This is a genomic window from Comamonas sp. SY3, from assembly GCF_041730275.1.
GTDB classification, from domain to species: Bacteria; Pseudomonadota; Gammaproteobacteria; order Burkholderiales; family Burkholderiaceae_C; genus Comamonas; species Comamonas sediminis.
Window position 1 is genome coordinate 1 of the sequence record NZ_JBGTYN010000042.1, and the last position, 16,001, is coordinate 16,001.

Consider the following 16,001-nt stretch of genomic DNA (forward strand, 5'->3'; position numbering starts at 1 on the left):
ATTAACCCACACACGCTTTCCAGGCGTGCGACTTAAACCACTCATCCACCTCTCCAGTCGGTGAAGCGTGTATTCTAGCCTGAAATTTGGCGGCTTCCGGCAAAGAGGGTGGTTGTTTGGAAAAAATGCAGCGCCTCCGGAAGGGTTGGCGCTGCATGCACGCTGGCCAGGTTCTTTACTGGCCCTTGCCGGTCTGGATCATGCGCATGGCCGAGGTGATCAGGCTGGAGACCTCGGTCATGTTGCTGGGGACGACCAAGGTGGTGGTCGCGTCGCTGGCCAGCTTGCCGTAGGCATCGACGGCTTGCTCGGCCACCTTCAGCTGCACGGCTTGCTCGCCGCCTGGCTGGCGGATGGCGGAGGCGATGCGCTCCAGCGCTTGCGCGGTTGCATCGGCCACGGCGGTGATCGATGCGGCCTCACCCTGTGCCTTGTTGATGGCGGCTTGCTTCTCACCTTCGGAGCGGGCGATGAAGGCTTCGCGTTCGCCGGTGGCGATGTTGATCTGCTCCTGGCGGCGGCCTTCGGATGCGGCGATCAGCGCGCGCTTCTCACGCTCGGCGGTGATCTGGGCTTGCATGGAGCGCAGGATTTCTGCCGGTGGCGTCAGATCCTTGATTTCATAGCGCAGCACCTTCACGCCCCAGTTCAGCGCGGCCTCGTCGATGGCCGAGACGATCTGGGCGTTGATCATGTCGCGCTCTTCAAAGGTCTTGTCCAGCTCCAGCTTGCCGATCACGCTGCGCAGCGAGGTCTGTGCCAGCTGGGTGACGGCCATGATGTAGTTGGACGAGCCGTAGCTGGCGCGCATCGGGTCGGTCACCTGGAAGTACAGGATGCCGTCCACCTGCAGCTGCGTATTGTCGCGGGTAATACAGATCTGGCTGGGCACATCCAGCGGGATTTCCTTCAAGCTGTGCTTGTAGGCCACTTTGTCGACGAAGGGGATGATGAAGCGCGGGCCGGGGGCCAGGGTGCCGGCGTAGCGGCCCAGGCGCTCTTTGATCCAGGCGTGCTGCTGGGGCACGATCTTGACGGACATCGCGATGAAGATGATGGCGATGACAAATATGATGATGGCGACTTCCATGGGCTCTCCTCGTGTGGGCGCAGGCGTTGGGCATGCGCCGGTTTTAGCGGTGATTGGCTGGGGGCGGGCCCCTGGCTCAAAGGGCCTGGCCATTACACCATGCAGGTGTGACGGCCAAGCGGGTGGGGCGGGGCATGGGTTCGGCAGTGCCTGTTATCTATGTTTGTATGCCCCAGTGATTGCACGCGGTTCTTAGTGTGCGGCCGGGTCGGCAGGTTCCACCAGCAAGCGGTTGCCGTCCAGCCGCACCACGCGGTAGGCGCCGGGCAGCGCTGGGTGCTGGCCCAGCAAGCTGGCCGACCAGGGCGCGCCCCGGTAGCGCACCTGGGCGGTGCGGTCGGCATCCCAATGGTCGATATGGACCTGTTCGCCAATGTCCAGGTGCATGTCCTGATCGCGCTCGCCCGACAGCAGCGAACCACGGCGCTTTTGCCGCATATAGCAGGCCAGCACGGTGGCCGCGCCCACGATGGCGGCGATGAGGATCTGCGCCACTTCGCTGGCACCCAGGTGCGCAGCGATGGCAGCGGCGGCCATGCCGATCGCGACCATCAGCAAATACAGGGTGCCGGTGAGCAGCTCGGCGACAACGGCCAGGCCGGTCAGCAGCCACCACACGGTTGAAATCTCCATAAGTCCCCCTCGTTGGAATAGGTTTGTAGGCCGATTGTGCGATATGCCGACCAATTTTGCGGCAATTGATGCAGGATACATAAAAAGGGCGTGCAAATTCCGTACACTTCGCGGCTGTTTCGATTGTTTTACTGAGGCCCGCGGCTGCGGGAACGCCCATGAAGTTTCGCTTTCCCATCGTCATCATTGACGAGGACTTTCGCTCGGAAAACACTTCCGGCCTGAGCATCCGCGATCTGGCGCATGCCATCGAGGAGGAGGGCTTTGAGGTGCTGGGCGTGACCAGCTATGGTGACCTGAGCCAGTTTGCGCAGCAGCAAAGCCGCGCCAGTGCCTTCATCCTGTCGATCGATGACGAGGAGTTCCAACTGGGCGGCGGTGATGACCAGATCGTGCACAACCTGCGTGACTTCATTACCGAAGTGCGCCGCAAGAATCCGGATGTGCCGATCTACATCTACGGCGAAACCAAGACCAGCCGCCACCTGCCCAACGACATCCTGCGTGAGCTGCACGGCTTCATCCACATGTTCGAGGACACGCCCGAGTTCGTGGCCAAGCACATCCTGCGCGAAGCCAAGAACTACCTCGAAGGCATTCAGCCACCGTTCTTCAAGGCGCTGCTGGATTACGCCGAAGACGGCTCCTACAGCTGGCACTGCCCCGGTCACGGCGGCGGTGTGGCTTTCTTGAAGAGCCCGATTGGCCAGATGTACCACCAGTTCTATGGCGAGAACATGCTGCGCTCCGACGTCTGCAATGCTGTGGAAGAGCTGGGCCAGCTGCTGGACCACAACGGCGCGATTGGTGAGAGCGAGCGCAATGCGGCGCGCATCTTCAATGCCGACCACTGCTTCTTTGTGACCAACGGTACCTCCACCTCGAACAAGATGGTCTGGCACCACACGGTGGCGCCGGGCGATGTGGTGGTGGTGGACCGCAACTGCCACAAATCCATCCTGCACTCCATCATCATGACGGGTGCGATTCCGGTGTTCCTGAAGCCCACGCGCAACCACTTCGGCATCATCGGCCCGATCCATGAGAGCGAGTTCTCGCCCAAGACCATCGAGGCCAAGATTGCTGCGAACCCGCTGCTCAAGGGGGTCGATCCAAAAACGGTCAAGCCCCGTGTGCTGACCCTGACGCAATCGACCTACGACGGCGTGCTCTACAACACCGAGACCATCAAGCAAAAGCTCGATGGCTATGTCGACAACCTGCACTTTGACGAAGCCTGGTTGCCGCATGCGGCCTTCCACCCTTTTTATGGCAGCTACCACGCCATGGGCAAGAAGCGCGCACGCCCGAAACACTCGGTGGTGTATGCCACCCAGTCCATCCACAAGTTGCTGGCCGGTATCAGCCAGGCATCGCACGTGCTGGTGCAGGACAGCCAGACCCAAAAGCTGGACTTCAACCTGTTCAACGAGGCGTACCTGATGCACACCTCGACCAGCCCGCAGTACAGCATCATCGCCAGCTGCGATGTGGCCGCCGCGATGATGGAGCCGCCCGGCGGCACCGCGCTGGTGGAGGAGTCCATCCTGGAGGCGCTGGACTTCCGCCGTGCGATGCGCAAGGTGGACGAGGAATTTGGCGAGGACGACTGGTGGTTCCAGGTCTGGGGCCCCGAAGCCCTGGCCGATGAAGGCGTGGGTTCGGCCCAGGACTGGATCATTCGTGGCCCGGATGCATCGCGCAAGACCAAGGGCAAGAACGGCAAGGAGTTCGACAACTGGCACGGCTTTGGCGATCTGGCCGATGGCTTCAACATGCTGGACCCGATCAAGTCCACCATCGTGACGCCCGGGCTGGACCTGGACGGCGACTTCGACGAGACCGGCATCCCCGCGTCCATCGTCACCAAGTACCTGGCCGAGCACGGCGTGGTGGTCGAGAAGACCGGTCTGTACTCGTTCTTCATCATGTTCACCATCGGTATCACCAAGGGCCGCTGGAACACGATGCTGACCGCGCTGCAGCAGTTCAAGGACGACTACGAGAAGAACCAGCCGATGTGGCGCATCCTTCCCGAGTTCTGCCAGCAGCACAAGCGCTATGAGCGCATGGGCCTGAAGGACCTGTGCCAGCACGTGCACCAGCTCTATGCCAAGTACGACATCGCCCGTCTGACCACGGAGATGTACCTGTCGGACCTGACGCCTGCGATGAAGCCATCGGACGCGTTTGCGCACATCGCGCGCCGCAAGACCGAGCGTGTGGAGATCGACCACCTGGAAGGCCGCGTTACCGTGGGTCTGGTCACACCTTACCCACCCGGCATTCCGTTGCTGATTCCTGGCGAAGTCTTCAACAAGAAGATCGTGGACTACCTCATCTTTGCACGTGAGTTCTCCAAGCTCTGCCCAGGTTTTGAGACCGATATCCACGGCCTGGTCGAACTGGTGGACGAAGAAAGTGGCGAAGTGCGTTACTACGCCGACTGCGTCGCGATGGACGCCAGCGACCAGGCAATGCAGACCCAGGTGGTTTCTGCCCCAGTGGCATCGTCGAAGAAGCGCAGCCCCATGCTGGAAGGCAAGGCGCCCGCATCGTCGGCCAAAAAGCGCAGCACCGCTGCGATGAAGAAGTCGCTCAACGCTGAAAAGCCCTTGGGTGATGCCAGCGAGGGTGTGGTGTCGCCCGTGGCCAAGACGCCGCAAGCCGCGCCCAAGCCGCGCCGTGTGGCCAAGCCACGCACGCCCAAGGTCTGATCGGGTAGGGGCGTAACTGCGGGGGATTTTGAGTCCCTTGCTTTACGCTCGCCTCACCTCCAAAGCAGCGCAATGCGCTGCTTTTTTATGCGCGTTCGTCGCTCATGGCGTGCTTCCCAGGTCGCTTGCCGGGGAGGGCGGCATGCCTTCTTCACGCACGCGCCAAAAGCTGGCAAAGCGCGGCTTGCCGCTGTCGTGCAGGCCACGGTAGCGGTAGGTGACCCAACTGCCGATGGCGGGCGGATCGCGGCGCTGCGCATCGCTCAAACCGCTGCCCAGTTTGAAGTCAATACCATCGGCAGTGCGGACCAGCAAGGCGCCAGTCATCCCTTCGTATTTGCCGCGTCCCGGTGCATGGCCCACCACCTGGGCTTCGGCATCCTCATGCGGTTTGAGCTTGAGCACATCGCCGCTGCGTCCGCTGCGGTAGACGGCGCTGGCCTTGTGCAGCATCAGCCCTTCGCCACCTTCGCGCACGATGCGCTGCATCTGCGCCATCAGGCGGGCTTCGTCGCTCTCCCGCCATTGCGGCGTGGCCTTTACCCAGGGCTGCTGCACAGCGTCTACAAACTGCGCAATGGCCTGCAGGCGCTCGGTAAAACTGCCGGGCGTGGCAGGCGCATCAAACACCATGAAGTGCAGGGCTTGCCAGTCGGCATCCGCCGGCGTGGCTTTGCTGGTGATGGACTGGGCGCGTGCAAACTGGCCGCGCCCGGCCCATAGCTCACCCTCCATCGGCGTGGCTGGCCAGCCAGCGGTGTACCAGGCCGGGGCGGCAATGGCTGTGCCTTGGCGGGTCCACAGGGCTTGGCCATCCCAGTAGCCGCGCACTCCGTCGTATTTCTCACTCACCCAGTACTGCTGCAGATCCAAGCCACCGGGGTATTTTTGCGCAAGCCACAAGGCTGGCTTGTTGCTGGCATGGGTCAGTACTGCCCAGCAGCAGAGCACGGCGGCCAGCCAGAGCTGGCGCCAACTGGGTAAGAAATAACTACGCATGCAGCCCCCTCCAAATAGCGACCGGGATGGTCGTCTATTTGCATGCTAGCGGCGATAGCGCAAGGCTGTCACCCGCCGCTGTGGTTCTGCGCGGTAAGCAGATGTTGGGGCCTCCTGCTGAGGCCCCGTTGGTTCAGTGGGGGCGCGACTGCAGGCGTGCGTACAGGCCGCCCAAGTCGATCAGTTGCTGGTGCGTGCCTTGCTCCACGACCTGGCCGCGCTCCATCACCACCACACGGTCGGCATGTTCGATCGTGGACAAGCGGTGGGCGATGACCAGGGTGGTGCGGCCCTGCATCAGGCGCGAGAGGGCTTCTTGCACGAGACGTTCGGACTCGGTGTCGAGGGCCGACGTGGCTTCGTCCAGGATCAGGATCGGCGCATTCTTGTACAGCGCGCGGGCAATGGCCAGGCGCTGGCGCTGGCCGCCCGACAACTGGTTGGCATTGTGGCCGACCAGGCTGTAGATACCCTGCGGCTGGCGTTCGACAAAGTCCTGCAGATTGGCGGCAGCCAGGCATTCGAGCAGGCGTTTTTCATCGACGTCCTGGCCCAGCGCCACATTGGCGGCGATGGTGTCGTTGAACATCACCACGTCCTGGCTCACCATCGCAAACTGGCTGCGCAGGCTGTGCAGGTCCCAGTCGCCCAGCGCCACGCCATCAATGCTGATCTGGCCCTCGCTGGGCTCCACAAAGCGCGGCAGCAGGTTGACCAGCGTGGTTTTGCCGGCGCCCGACGGGCCGACCAGCGCCACCACTTCGCCCGGGTGGATGGTCAGGCTCAGGTGGCGCAGCGCCGGGGCCTTGTCTTCGCCAAACCCCACGCTCACATCCTGCAGCGCAATGGCACCACGTGCTTGTTCCGTCTTGTAGCCACCGCCTTGTTCGGGCGGGATTTCTTCGAGCAAGCCCAGTCCGCGTTCCAACGCAGCTACGCCCCGGGTCAACGGGTTGGCCACATCGGCCAGGCGGCGGATAGGCGCAATCAGCATCAGCATCGCGGAGATAAAGGCCACAAAGCCGCCGACGGTCACATCCTTGGCATTGATGCCGGTGGTGCGGCTTTGCCACAGCGCAATGCAAATCACCGCAGACAGTGCGACGGCGGCCAGCAGCTGGGTGAGAGGCGTCATCGCTGCCGATGCGATGGTGGCCTTGATGGCCAGCTGGCGCAGCTTGCGGCTCAGAATCTGGAAGCGGCCCGACTGGCTGGCCTGGGCGGCGTGGATGCGCACCATGCGGTGTGCCAGCACGTTTTCTTCGACCACATAGGCCAGCTCATCGGTGGCCTGCTGGCTGGCCTTGGTGATGTGGTAGAGGCGCTTGGAGAGCTTCTTCATGATCCACGACACGCTGGGCAGCAGCACGGCGACGATCAAGGTCAGCTGCCAGTTCAGGTAGAGCAAATACATCAACAGCGCAATGACCGTGAAGCCATCGCGCGAGAGCATCAGCAAGGCCTGCACGATGAGCGTGGAGCCGTTTTGCACCTCGTACACCACGGTGTTGGACAGCGCACTGGCCGATTGCTTGGTAAAAAGGCCCAGATGTGCATCCAGCACCCGGCCGAAGAGGTTCTCGCGCAGGCGCATCATGCCGTCATTGGCAATGCGTGCGAGTGCGTATTGGTTGATGAACTGCGCAAGACCTCGGATGAAAAAGACGCCGACGATGGTGACCGGCACTGCCCACAGCGGCAAGGTGCCACCGGTGAAGCCCTGGTCCAGCAAAGGCTTGAGCAGTGCGGGAATAGCCGGCTCGGTGCCTGCTACCACGATCGTGGCCAGGATCGCCAGTACCCAGGTCCAGCGTTGGTAGCCAAAGTAGGGCGCCAGGCGCGACAGGCGTGCGCGCAGTGGCATCTGCGCAACGCTAGCGGCCGGATTGTGGCCTTCAGCGCCCGCTGGCGCGTCAGATGCACGTGCAGAAGATGGTTTTTCAGTTGTGGACATGTAGAGGTGATTCTAAAATGCACGGCTGTCGACGTTGAACGATAATAAAGAATTTGTGGGGTGTGTAACATCCTGCAGCCTTCAGGGCTTGTCATGCATAGCGCATTTATGATGGTCGGTAATGACTAAAACTCGCTTCCCATCTCTTCTCTCGGAGGCGGCCAAGCCGCTATTCCATCGTCGTCACGTTCTAGGTGCTGCACTCGCAGCCCCTGCAGTTCCCGCCCTGGCGCAGTTCCGGGTTGAGATCAGTGGCGTTGGCATCAAGCAAATCCCCATCGCCTTGCCCAAGTTCCGGGGCGAAGATGCGTCGCCGCAAAAGATCTCTGCCATCGTGCAGGCCGATCTGATCCGCAGCGGTCTGTTCAAGCCAGTCGATGCTTCAGGCGAACAACTCGATGAGAGCTCGCGTCCCGATGTCGCCAAGTGGTCGGCCGCAGGCGCCGAGTACCTGTCGGTCGGTAGCGTGACCCGGGGCGCCAATGGCTTTGATGTGCGTTTTCGTCTGTGGGATGCTGTCAAGGGCGCCGACATGGGCGGTCAGAGCTACAGCGTGCCGCAAGCCGATCTGCGCTTGGTGGCGCACAAGATTTCGGACTACATCTACGAAAAGATCACCGGCGAAAAAGGCGTGTTCTCGACCCGCATCGCCTACGTGACCAAGGCCGGCCCCCGCTACACGCTGTGGGTGGCAGACTCTGACGGTGAGAATGCACAGTCGGCGCTGGCCAGCCCAGAACCCATCATCTCGCCCACCTGGTCGCCCGCCGGCACGCAGCTGGCCTATGTGTCCTTCGAGTCGCGCAAGCCCGTGGTCTATGTGCACGAGGTCTCGTCCGGCCGCCGCCGCCTGATCGCCAACTTCCGGGGCTCCAACAGCGCACCGGCCTGGTCGCCGGATGGCAGCACCTTGGCGGTCACCCTGAGCCGCGATGGCGGCTCGCAGCTCTATACCATCCCTTCGAGCGGTGGTGAGCCTCGCCGTCTGATGCAAAGCAGCGGCATTGACACCGAGCCTACCTATTCGAAGGACGGCCGCTATATCTACTTCGTCAGCGACCGTGGCGGTGCGCCGCAGATCTACCGCGTAGGCGCCCAAGGTGGCAACGCCGAGCGTGTCACGTTTAGCGGGTCCTACAACATTTCTCCTTCCATCAGTCCTGATGGCAAGACACTTGCTTACATCACCCGCGCCGGTGGTGGATATAAATTGCAGGTTATGGATCTGGCTTCCAGCACCGTGTCGTCGGTCACCGACACCTCGAGTGATGAAAGCCCCAGTTTTGCTCCGAACAGCCGACTCATCGTCTATGCAACCCGCGAAGGCGGTCGTGAAGCCCTCATGACCACGACGCTGGACGGCAAGATCAAAGCACGACTGGCAGGGCAGAGCGGAGACATACGGGAGCCCGATTGGGGCCCATACCAGCCCTAAGATTGGTTTTGGCGAGTCAATTATTTTTGTACGAGAAAATCGTTTCGGAGAGTTATACATGTTGTCATTGAAGAAAGCTTCGTTGGCCCTGGTGGCCGCTGCCGTGTTGGCTGGTTGCAGCTCTGCACCTCCTCTGGATAACGCACCTGTCGAAGACAAGGGTGGCGTTACCGCCGGTCAAGGCGCTGGCACCGGTGGTGCAGGCCAAAGCACGGTGCCAGGCGTTGACCTGAACAGCAGCGCAGCCAACGGCCAAGGCCCCGTCGGCGTTGCACGCATTGTTTACTTTGACTTCGATAGCTACTCGGTCAAGCCAGATGCACAATCGATGCTGGACGCACACGCACGCTTCCTGAAGGCCAACCCGTCGCGCAAGGTTATGCTGGAAGGCAACACCGACAACCGCGGTGGCCGTGAGTACAACCTGGCCCTGGGCCAAAAGCGTGCTGAGGCCGTGCGCCGTTCGCTGACCGTGCTGGGCGTGAGCGACAGCCAACTCGAAGCCGTGTCTTTCGGCAAGGAAAAGCTGGCTGCTGAAGGTAACTCGGAAGATGCGCACGCCCAAAACCGCCGCGTTGAACTGAACTACCGTTAATAAGGCTCCATGAACCTCACTCGCAGTACTCCCCGTTGGATTGCACTGGCCGCATTGATGGCCTGTGCAAGTACCTCCCAGGCCGCTTTGTTCGAAGATGGCGACGCACGCCGCGCCATCCTTGAGCTGCGTCAGCGCGTTGATCAGCTGACGCAAGGCAACAACCAAAATGGTGAGGACACCTCGCAAGTGCGTCGCAGCCTGCTGGACTTTCAATCGCAGATTGAATCCATGCGTGGCGAGATGAACAAGCTGCGTGGCGAAAACGAAACTCTGCGACGTGAGGTTGCCGATCTGAAGCGCGGTCAGACTGATTTGGCCAAGGGTGTTGAAGCCCGGCTCCAGCAGTTTGAACCCGTTTCGGTCACCGTAGATGGGCAGGAGTTCAAAGCCGACCCTGCTGAAAAGCGAGATTTTGAAGCCGCCCTGGGCGTGTTTCGCACCGGCAAGTTTGCCGATGCTGCCAGCGTGTTCAGCAGCTTCATCCAGCGTTATCCCAAGAGTGGCTACGTGCCCTCGGCACGCTTTTGGCTGGGCAATGCGTATTACGCTACCCGCGACTACAAGCCTGCCATCGATAATTTCAAGCTGATCCTGGCCCAGGCGCCCGAGCATATGCGCGCGCCTGATTCGGCACTGTCGATTGCCAATTGCCAGATCGAGCTCAAGGACACCAAGGCTGCCCGCAAGACCTTGGAAGACCTGATCGCCGCTTACCCGCAAAGCGATGCGGCCACAGCGGCCAAAGAGCGCCTCTCCAAGCTGAAGTGATATGAGTGCACCGTCTCCATCGGCGCCCGATCGGCAGGACGCCGAGGTGGACGTTGACACGCATAGGCGCTTTGGCGGCTTGGACCGCCTGTTTGGTGTCGGGCCGGCCGCGCAAATGCGCGCAAGCTGCATCGCCGTCATCGGCATCGGGGGCGTAGGTTCCTGGACGGCCGAAGCGCTGGCCCGAAGTGGCGTTGCCCGCCTTCGGCTGATCGACCTGGACAATGTGGCCGAGTCCAACATCAACCGGCAGATCCATGCATTGACCGACACGATTGGCATGGCCAAGGTCGATGCGATGCGCGACCGTATCCGCCAGATCAACCCCCATTGTGTCGTCGAGGTGGTCGAAGATTTCCTCACCGCCGAGAACTGCGCTGCACTGCTTGACGGCGTCGACGGCTTTGTCGATGCCTGCGACCAGGTGCGTGCCAAAGCCGCGATGGCCAACTGGGGGCGGCGCAACCAGCGGCCTTTTGTCTGCATCGGTGCGGCGGGCGGCAAGCGCCTGGCATGGAAGGTGGAGCAGGCCGACCTGTCGCAGACGACGCACGACCCTTTGCTTGCCCAGGTGCGCTACCGTCTGCGCAAAGAATATGGCGCCCCCAAGGATGGCAAGAAGATGAACGTGGCCTGCATCTACAGCCAGGAAGCCGTTGCCGGCCCTGATCCTTCTTGCGCAGTCGATGGTGATGGTTCGCTGAACTGCCACGGCTATGGGTCGTCAGTAGCGGTGACCGCAACCTTTGGTATGTGCGCTGCGAGCTGGATTCTGGAAAAATTGGCGCATTCCCAAAAATGACAAAAAACCTACGCTATAATCTAAGTCTGTTGTGAGCAAGACCTCTTCTTAGGAAATTGTCAAGCAAACGCGGCGGGTCTTTAGCTCAGTCGGTAGAGCAGCGGACTTTTAATCCGTTGGTCGCGAGTTCGAATCTCGCAGGACCCACCATAGAATATGAAAAGCCTGCTATCTTTTAGATAGCAGGCTTTTGATTTTTTAGCCATGTAGCCGCTGTGTAGCCGTCGCGCCATTTAGTGGTTTATAGCGTGTCCGCGGTTTGCTGGCTCAGTTGAAGCTTGGCGGGCCCGTCCTTGAGCGGGATGAGGTGTTCGTCTGGAATCCCGAGGGACAGGCCGCCGGGTCCCGTGGACGAGTTGCGGTACTCCACACGCCACACTACACCCTCGACCAGCGTGGAGCGACCGTTCTTGTCGCGCATGACTGCCAGCATTTTGTTGGTGTCGACCGCCTCCAACACGCGAACACACGCTCCCAGGGGTATGTAGCTGTCTGGATTGGCCTTGACCCGAATGGCCCAGTTGCCAGGTGCGCACCGGATCTTCATTCAACGCCGCCTTGCTTTTTCAGCCGCAGCTCCAGGCTGTGCGCATCGCGGCATTCGGCGTCGCAATAACGCAACGGGTAGGTCAATTCTTCTTGGCAGTAATGGCAACCACCGGTAAACGCCGGCCCATTGGGCTTGCGGCTAGCTGCTATACGCATCGTGTATTCCTTCTCGTCGCGGTCTGCGGTCAAGTCTGCGTCATCAGCCATGTGCACCTCCTGGCGCAAACTTGCCGCCAAACTCTTCACCCAGGGAGTCGAACCACTTCAGCGCCTTGTACAGCGCGTCCTCGGGCGACAGCGTGGCCAGCGTGATCGCGTGATTGACGCGGCCGTGGTAGACGCGCCAGACGCCTTCAGCTTGCTGGGTGACTCGCACATCGCCGAAGCGCGTGGGCGTCACCACGGTGATGGCGGCCGGGCGCGCTGGGCGTGGCCATGCGCGGTGCGATGTGAAGTCGTGGAAGCGCAGCGACAGGCGGCTGTACAGCGTCAGCACCATGAACGGATGGGCCAGCAGGTCATGGATGGCGGCCCACAGCCACAGCTCATGTTCATTTGCGCAGCCTTTGCGTGGATCGGTTTTCATACGGAGTTTCCCTCCTGTGCTATTGCCGAAGCGACGGCACCAACTGCGGTATCGCAGATATTTCCCAAACGGCGCCCATCCTGATCCACCACGGACCAGAGACCGTTTACTGAAACCAGTGAGTTGTGGGTTTGTTCGAGATAGTCTTCGACGACAGCAGAATTGGAATTGAGCTGGTACGTGATAACTGCCGTAAGGGCCGCCAATGCCACCAGCAAAATGCCGATCGTCCACACAATAATGTCGACGCTGTTCATTTGGCTTCTCCCGTGACTGCGTGTGTTTGGCTTTCCTGGGCTACCAAGCGTTGGCCGAAGAAGACTACTTTCTCGGCGTCATACAGCCCGTCCTTGTAACCAGCCTTGGCTTTGCCCATACGAGCAGCGGCGCGGCGCCACAAGGCCTTGAACGCATTACCCTCGGCATAGTTCATTTCGAGTGCTTCGATAATGTCGTTGCACTCGGCCGCGTATGCGTTGCCGCCAGAGGTTGGTTTGTCCACGTGAACTTTGTAGTAGCTCACGCTACCGCCGGAATACTCACGTATTTCAAGGCCAGCATCGGCAACCTTAACGGTCTCTCGTGATCGTGGTGTTTGCATCACAAGTCCTATTTGTGATTTGTGGTGGGCTTGAACTCGCAATGAGCGGATGGGGTTTTCTCCCATGCAATGGGCCACGCGGCACTGATATAGGAGCATGGGTCTACTGCAACCCGAACCAGCAACGCTGCGGTCCAAAAACCAAAGGCTGCGAAGAGTAGGATTGCTACCTTCATGACTTTTTCCAAGCAATCTAAGACCCGCTCGCTAGCGGTCTTGCGCAGTTCGGGGGCGAGGGAATTCAATTTCGGTGTCATAGCTCTCTCCTTTTGCTAAAAACGTGTATCAAATGTAGCAAATGCTAAATATAAGGGCAAATCTTTACTGCTGTGGTTGGTAGTTCTTTAGCGCTTCGAGCAACGCTTCTTGCACCGACACGCGACTGCGTAGGCGCCGCACCGCGCTTTCTTCCACGGAGTTCTTGGCCACCAGGCGATAGACGTCGACGATCCGCTTGAAGCCCGACTGCATCTGGCGGGTAGGGCCGATCCGTTCGATCGCCTGGGCGTCGTTCTCTGCAGACCAGTTGGTCGAGAAGAACACGCACTTGCAGGTGCCGTACTGCAGTCCGTCCACGCCGTGCCCGGCGCTCTGCGGGTGGGCAAGCAGCATCGGGATCTTCCCCGCGCGCCAGGCCGCCATCGTGCGTGGATCATCATCTAGGTGCTTGGCTTTCGGGAATGCTTTCAAGATCCGCGCGGCGTCACTCTTGAAGTGGTAGAACACCAGTAGGGGCATACCGAGCGCTTCTTCCTCGATGGACTTGAGGGCGTCGATCTTTTCGTCGTGGACCAGCACCCAGTTGCCTTGGTCATCCGTGTAGGCCGCGCCGCTGGCCAGCTGCAGCAGCTTCTGGCTTTTGGTGCCGGCTGAGAAGGCCTCGATAACCTGGCCAGCAATCTCCGTGGCGAGGTCGCGCGCCATCTCGTCGTACTGACGGCGAGCGCCGGCCGGCAGCTCAACAGGGATGATGTGCTCCACGTACTCGCCGACGTCCACGTAGTCTTTGATGTCGACCACAACGGTGATGTCCCGGATCGCGTTCTGGATCTGGACTTCCGCAAAAGGCATCGGCTCAATCACCTGCTGCTGTGGGGAGGACCCGGGCACGGCGCGGAACCACCGGTGCGAGAAGCTCGTAAACGAGTTGCCCAGGCGATGGCCGGCATCCACAAACCAGGTCGGGCCCCACAGCGCCTCGAGGCCGGCGAGCGAAGGAGTACCAGTCAGATTCACCCAGCGCTTCACTCTCGTGTGGGCTACTCGGGCCAGGGCCTTGGCGCGCGACCCGCCCTGTCCAGCGAGATAGGTTTTGCCGGAGGCGGGGTGTTTGCGCATGCTCACCCGCAAGCCGCGCAGCTTCGTCGATTCATCCACGACGACCATGTCAAAGGGCCAAGCCGCGCCGAAGTTCGTGACCAGCCAGTCGAGGTTGTCGAAGTTGATCGTCGTGATCACAGAGCCTGCCTCGATGGCCGCGCGGCGGGTTTGCTCGTTCCCGATCGCTACCGCGACCGTGAGCCAACCAAATGAGGGGTTGAAATCCTGCACGGCGTCACGCCAGGTGTCACGGGCGACGCGTTTAGGGCCAATCACCAGCACACGCTGGGCTTTTCCGAACAACACGAGAGTCGCAATAGCCTCTAGCGTCGCAGCGGTCTTTCCGGTTCCGCAGCCAGAGAACACATTGCAGCGCTCGAGCGACACCATGTGCTGCACCATCTTCGGTTGCCACGGGCGTGGTTTGAAAAGCTTGGTCATTCTTTGTACAAGTCAGCCACCCGCTGCAGCTGGCGGGCGACATAGGCGTTGAAATCCGGGTTGTTCGCGTGATCTGCCTGGGCGACCACAAACAGAACCGCGGCTGCAACGCTGATGTCGAGCGGCTGCCCGCCGGCCAGCGAGGAGAACTGCCCGGCCAGGTCCCTGATTGCAGTGTCGCGTTCGTCGGTGTTGGCTGGTGCTGTCATGGCTCTGTCGACGCATGGTCGACCACATCAACGACGAAGCCCATGGCGCGCAGCTCGGCGTGGCGCCGCTCCTGGGACGCCCGTGGCTTACCGTCCGGCCGCTTGTACTCGACAAAGCGGAAGTAGCGAGCGACCAGCTCTTGGTGCTCCGGGGGGATCGGCGCGAGCAGAAGGTCGTCGGGCATGCCCAACAGTCCTGGACTCACGAACTTGACTAGGCGCCGGCCGGCGGCCTTATGCCTCTTGCGGTCGGCCTTTTCGATCTTGGATTCACGCATGGACGGCCTTCGTTCGCGACTGCTTGATCTTGAAGAGGTGCTGCACCTGAAACACCGCGTCGGTCAGGGCGTTGTGCGCCCCTTCGCCTTTGGCGCTGGGGTCGTACTCGATGTGTGAGTGCAGGTTGCGAACGGTTCGGAAGTCCCGTTCCTTGGAGAAGTGCCACGGAGCCTTCAAGCCCAGTCGTGCGTACGCGCCGCCAAGAATCGACAGGTCGAAGGAGTTCGAGTTGCCCCAGGGCCGCACATCCTCGTGGCGACAGGTGCTCAGAATCCAGGCGCTGAACTCGGCCAGCACCTGGTCAACAGGCTGGCCGTTGTACGCCACAGACTTGCGTGCTTCGTCGCTTTGGCGCAGCCAGAATAGGAACGTGCCAGGGTCAATCACGCCGCCGTGTTGCACGCTGCTGCCAACATGGATGGTGCGGCTAAATGTCGGACCTACAGAGCAATTCTGCAGGTCGAAGAACACAGCCCCAATGGCCATGAGCGCACCGTTCGGTGGGAGCCCGGCCGTCTCGATGTCAATCATCAAGTCGTTGAACTCGGGCATCATTTGTCTCCAAACATCTCGCCGAATGTCTCGGAGAAGGGCGTTTGTGTGGCGCTCTTGGCGGGGCTTGGTTTTTGCCGTGCGTGAGCGGCGCGCCAGTTCGCAGTCTCAACGCACAATGCCTTGACGTTGCGAGCGAGCGCCTCCTTGTTAACGGACATGCCGTCGGCCAAGCGATTGACTTGGTCTTTGACGAATTCCAGGTCGTTGTTCTGCGTCATTCTTCGACCTCGACGAACTCACCGGCGGCATCCAGGCTGTACCAGACATTGGCGCGCACCCCGTTTTCCCCGACCTTCGACGCGCGGATGTGGACGATTCGTCCTTCGTCATCGATGTGCGTCAGAACGATGGCGCCGGTAGCGCCGGCCAACACCTTGGATTGGTATCCAAACGCAGCGGCCACCGAGTGCTCGCCAGTCGCCGCTGCATGGCCGCGGTAGCCAGTCGCCGCTGCATGGCCGTAGT

General features: G+C 61.0%; 20 protein-coding genes, 1 tRNA gene and 1 pseudogene. 6 read left to right on the forward strand and 16 right to left on the reverse strand.

What is annotated here, in order from left to right; all coding sequences use genetic code 11:
- Positions 1 to 175 precede the first annotated feature (175 nt).
- Together ACCQ08_RS25635 and ACCQ08_RS25640 are read right to left on the reverse strand one after the other, a co-directional pair.
- Positions 176 to 1,090 carry an SPFH domain-containing protein gene (locus ACCQ08_RS25635; RefSeq protein WP_230778027.1) on the reverse strand — a complete coding sequence of 305 codons (915 nt, stop codon included), beginning with the start codon at positions 1,088 to 1,090 and terminating at the stop codon, positions 176 to 178.
- A 192-nt stretch (positions 1,091 to 1,282) separates the two neighbouring features.
- Complete coding sequence (locus tag ACCQ08_RS25640; protein ID WP_239812252.1) at positions 1,283 to 1,723, reverse strand: NfeD family protein; 441 nt, start codon at positions 1,721 to 1,723, stop codon at positions 1,283 to 1,285.
- A gap of 158 nt (positions 1,724 to 1,881) precedes the next feature.
- On the opposite strand from ACCQ08_RS25640, the gene ACCQ08_RS25645 reads away from it, so the two are divergent.
- The gene (locus ACCQ08_RS25645) at positions 1,882 to 4,440 is read left to right on the forward strand and encodes an arginine/lysine/ornithine decarboxylase (protein WP_239812251.1); all 2,559 of its coding nucleotides are present in this window, start codon (positions 1,882 to 1,884) and stop codon (positions 4,438 to 4,440) included.
- Between the two features lie 102 nt (positions 4,441 to 4,542).
- Here ACCQ08_RS25645 and ACCQ08_RS25650 read toward each other — a convergent pair whose 3' ends face one another.
- Both ACCQ08_RS25650 and msbA read right to left on the reverse strand, forming a co-directional pair.
- Positions 4,543 to 5,439 carry a DNA ligase gene (locus tag ACCQ08_RS25650; protein ID WP_373451354.1) on the reverse strand — a complete coding sequence of 299 codons (897 nt, stop codon included), beginning with the start codon at positions 5,437 to 5,439 and terminating at the stop codon, positions 4,543 to 4,545.
- A gap of 133 nt (positions 5,440 to 5,572) precedes the next feature.
- Entirely contained in the window at positions 5,573 to 7,303 is a 1,731-nt protein-coding gene (gene msbA, locus ACCQ08_RS25655; protein WP_239812249.1) for a lipid A export permease/ATP-binding protein MsbA, read from the reverse strand.
- 211 nt (positions 7,304 to 7,514) lie between these two features.
- Here msbA and tolB point away from each other — a divergent pair, with 211 nt between their 5' ends.
- From tolB to ACCQ08_RS25680, 5 genes are all read left to right on the forward strand, one after another.
- A complete protein-coding gene (gene tolB / locus ACCQ08_RS25660) occupies positions 7,515 to 8,828 on the forward strand; it encodes a Tol-Pal system beta propeller repeat protein TolB (protein WP_312409247.1) in 1,314 nt (437 codons plus the stop codon).
- Between the two features lie 58 nt (positions 8,829 to 8,886).
- Complete coding sequence (pal, locus tag ACCQ08_RS25665) at positions 8,887 to 9,423, forward strand: peptidoglycan-associated lipoprotein Pal (protein WP_239812247.1); 537 nt, start codon at positions 8,887 to 8,889, stop codon at positions 9,421 to 9,423.
- 9 nt (positions 9,424 to 9,432) lie between these two features.
- The gene (gene ybgF, locus ACCQ08_RS25670) at positions 9,433 to 10,194 is read left to right on the forward strand and encodes a tol-pal system protein YbgF (protein ID WP_373451355.1); all 762 of its coding nucleotides are present in this window, start codon (positions 9,433 to 9,435) and stop codon (positions 10,192 to 10,194) included.
- A 1-nt stretch (position 10,195) separates the two neighbouring features.
- Positions 10,196 to 10,996, forward strand: coding sequence for a ThiF family adenylyltransferase (locus ACCQ08_RS25675; protein WP_373451356.1), 801 nt, complete (start codon positions 10,196 to 10,198; stop codon positions 10,994 to 10,996).
- A 74-nt stretch (positions 10,997 to 11,070) separates the two neighbouring features.
- Positions 11,071 to 11,146 (forward strand) — tRNA-Lys (locus ACCQ08_RS25680).
- A gap of 91 nt (positions 11,147 to 11,237) precedes the next feature.
- Here the strand turns inward: ACCQ08_RS25680 and ACCQ08_RS25685 are convergent.
- From ACCQ08_RS25685 to ACCQ08_RS25740, 12 genes and pseudogenes are all read right to left on the reverse strand, one after another.
- Entirely contained in the window at positions 11,238 to 11,543 is a 306-nt protein-coding gene (locus tag ACCQ08_RS25685; protein WP_373451357.1) for a hypothetical protein, read from the reverse strand.
- On the reverse strand, positions 11,540 to 11,752 hold the full coding sequence (locus ACCQ08_RS25690; RefSeq protein ID WP_373451358.1) for a hypothetical protein: 213 nt from the start codon (positions 11,750 to 11,752) through the stop codon (positions 11,540 to 11,542). Before ACCQ08_RS25690 ends, ACCQ08_RS25685 begins: the two co-directional genes overlap by 4 nt.
- Entirely contained in the window at positions 11,745 to 12,131 is a 387-nt protein-coding gene (locus ACCQ08_RS25695) for a hypothetical protein (RefSeq protein WP_373451359.1), read from the reverse strand. The genes ACCQ08_RS25690 and ACCQ08_RS25695 overlap by 8 nt, the downstream gene beginning before the upstream one ends.
- The gene (locus ACCQ08_RS25700; RefSeq protein ID WP_373451360.1) at positions 12,128 to 12,388 is read right to left on the reverse strand and encodes a hypothetical protein; all 261 of its coding nucleotides are present in this window, start codon (positions 12,386 to 12,388) and stop codon (positions 12,128 to 12,130) included. The genes ACCQ08_RS25695 and ACCQ08_RS25700 overlap by 4 nt, the downstream gene beginning before the upstream one ends.
- Positions 12,385 to 12,732: a hypothetical protein gene (locus ACCQ08_RS25705; RefSeq protein ID WP_373451361.1), complete on the reverse strand. Its 348-nt coding sequence runs from the start codon at positions 12,730 to 12,732 to the stop codon at positions 12,385 to 12,387. The genes ACCQ08_RS25700 and ACCQ08_RS25705 overlap by 4 nt, the downstream gene beginning before the upstream one ends.
- Before the next feature lie 8 nt (positions 12,733 to 12,740).
- Positions 12,741 to 12,989 (reverse strand): hypothetical protein, encoded by a 249-nt coding sequence (locus ACCQ08_RS25710; protein ID WP_373451362.1) that lies wholly within the window; start codon positions 12,987 to 12,989, stop codon positions 12,741 to 12,743.
- A 64-nt stretch (positions 12,990 to 13,053) separates the two neighbouring features.
- Entirely contained in the window at positions 13,054 to 14,493 is a 1,440-nt protein-coding gene (locus ACCQ08_RS25715) for an ATP-dependent helicase (RefSeq protein WP_373451363.1), read from the reverse strand.
- Positions 14,490 to 14,702: a hypothetical protein gene (locus tag ACCQ08_RS25720; RefSeq protein WP_373451364.1), complete on the reverse strand. Its 213-nt coding sequence runs from the start codon at positions 14,700 to 14,702 to the stop codon at positions 14,490 to 14,492. Before ACCQ08_RS25720 ends, ACCQ08_RS25715 begins: the two co-directional genes overlap by 4 nt.
- The gene (locus ACCQ08_RS25725; protein ID WP_373451365.1) at positions 14,699 to 14,980 is read right to left on the reverse strand and encodes a VRR-NUC domain-containing protein; all 282 of its coding nucleotides are present in this window, start codon (positions 14,978 to 14,980) and stop codon (positions 14,699 to 14,701) included. Before ACCQ08_RS25725 ends, ACCQ08_RS25720 begins: the two co-directional genes overlap by 4 nt.
- Positions 14,973 to 15,533: a 3'-5' exonuclease gene (locus tag ACCQ08_RS25730; protein ID WP_373451366.1), complete on the reverse strand. Its 561-nt coding sequence runs from the start codon at positions 15,531 to 15,533 to the stop codon at positions 14,973 to 14,975. Before ACCQ08_RS25730 ends, ACCQ08_RS25725 begins: the two co-directional genes overlap by 8 nt.
- Positions 15,533 to 15,754, reverse strand: coding sequence for a hypothetical protein (locus tag ACCQ08_RS25735; protein ID WP_313330722.1), 222 nt, complete (start codon positions 15,752 to 15,754; stop codon positions 15,533 to 15,535). The genes ACCQ08_RS25730 and ACCQ08_RS25735 overlap by 1 nt, the downstream gene beginning before the upstream one ends.
- Positions 15,751 to 16,001 (reverse strand): annotated as a pseudogene (locus ACCQ08_RS25740) (hypothetical protein); the annotation flags it as partial. The pseudogene ACCQ08_RS25740 and the gene ACCQ08_RS25735, both read right to left, overlap by 4 nt.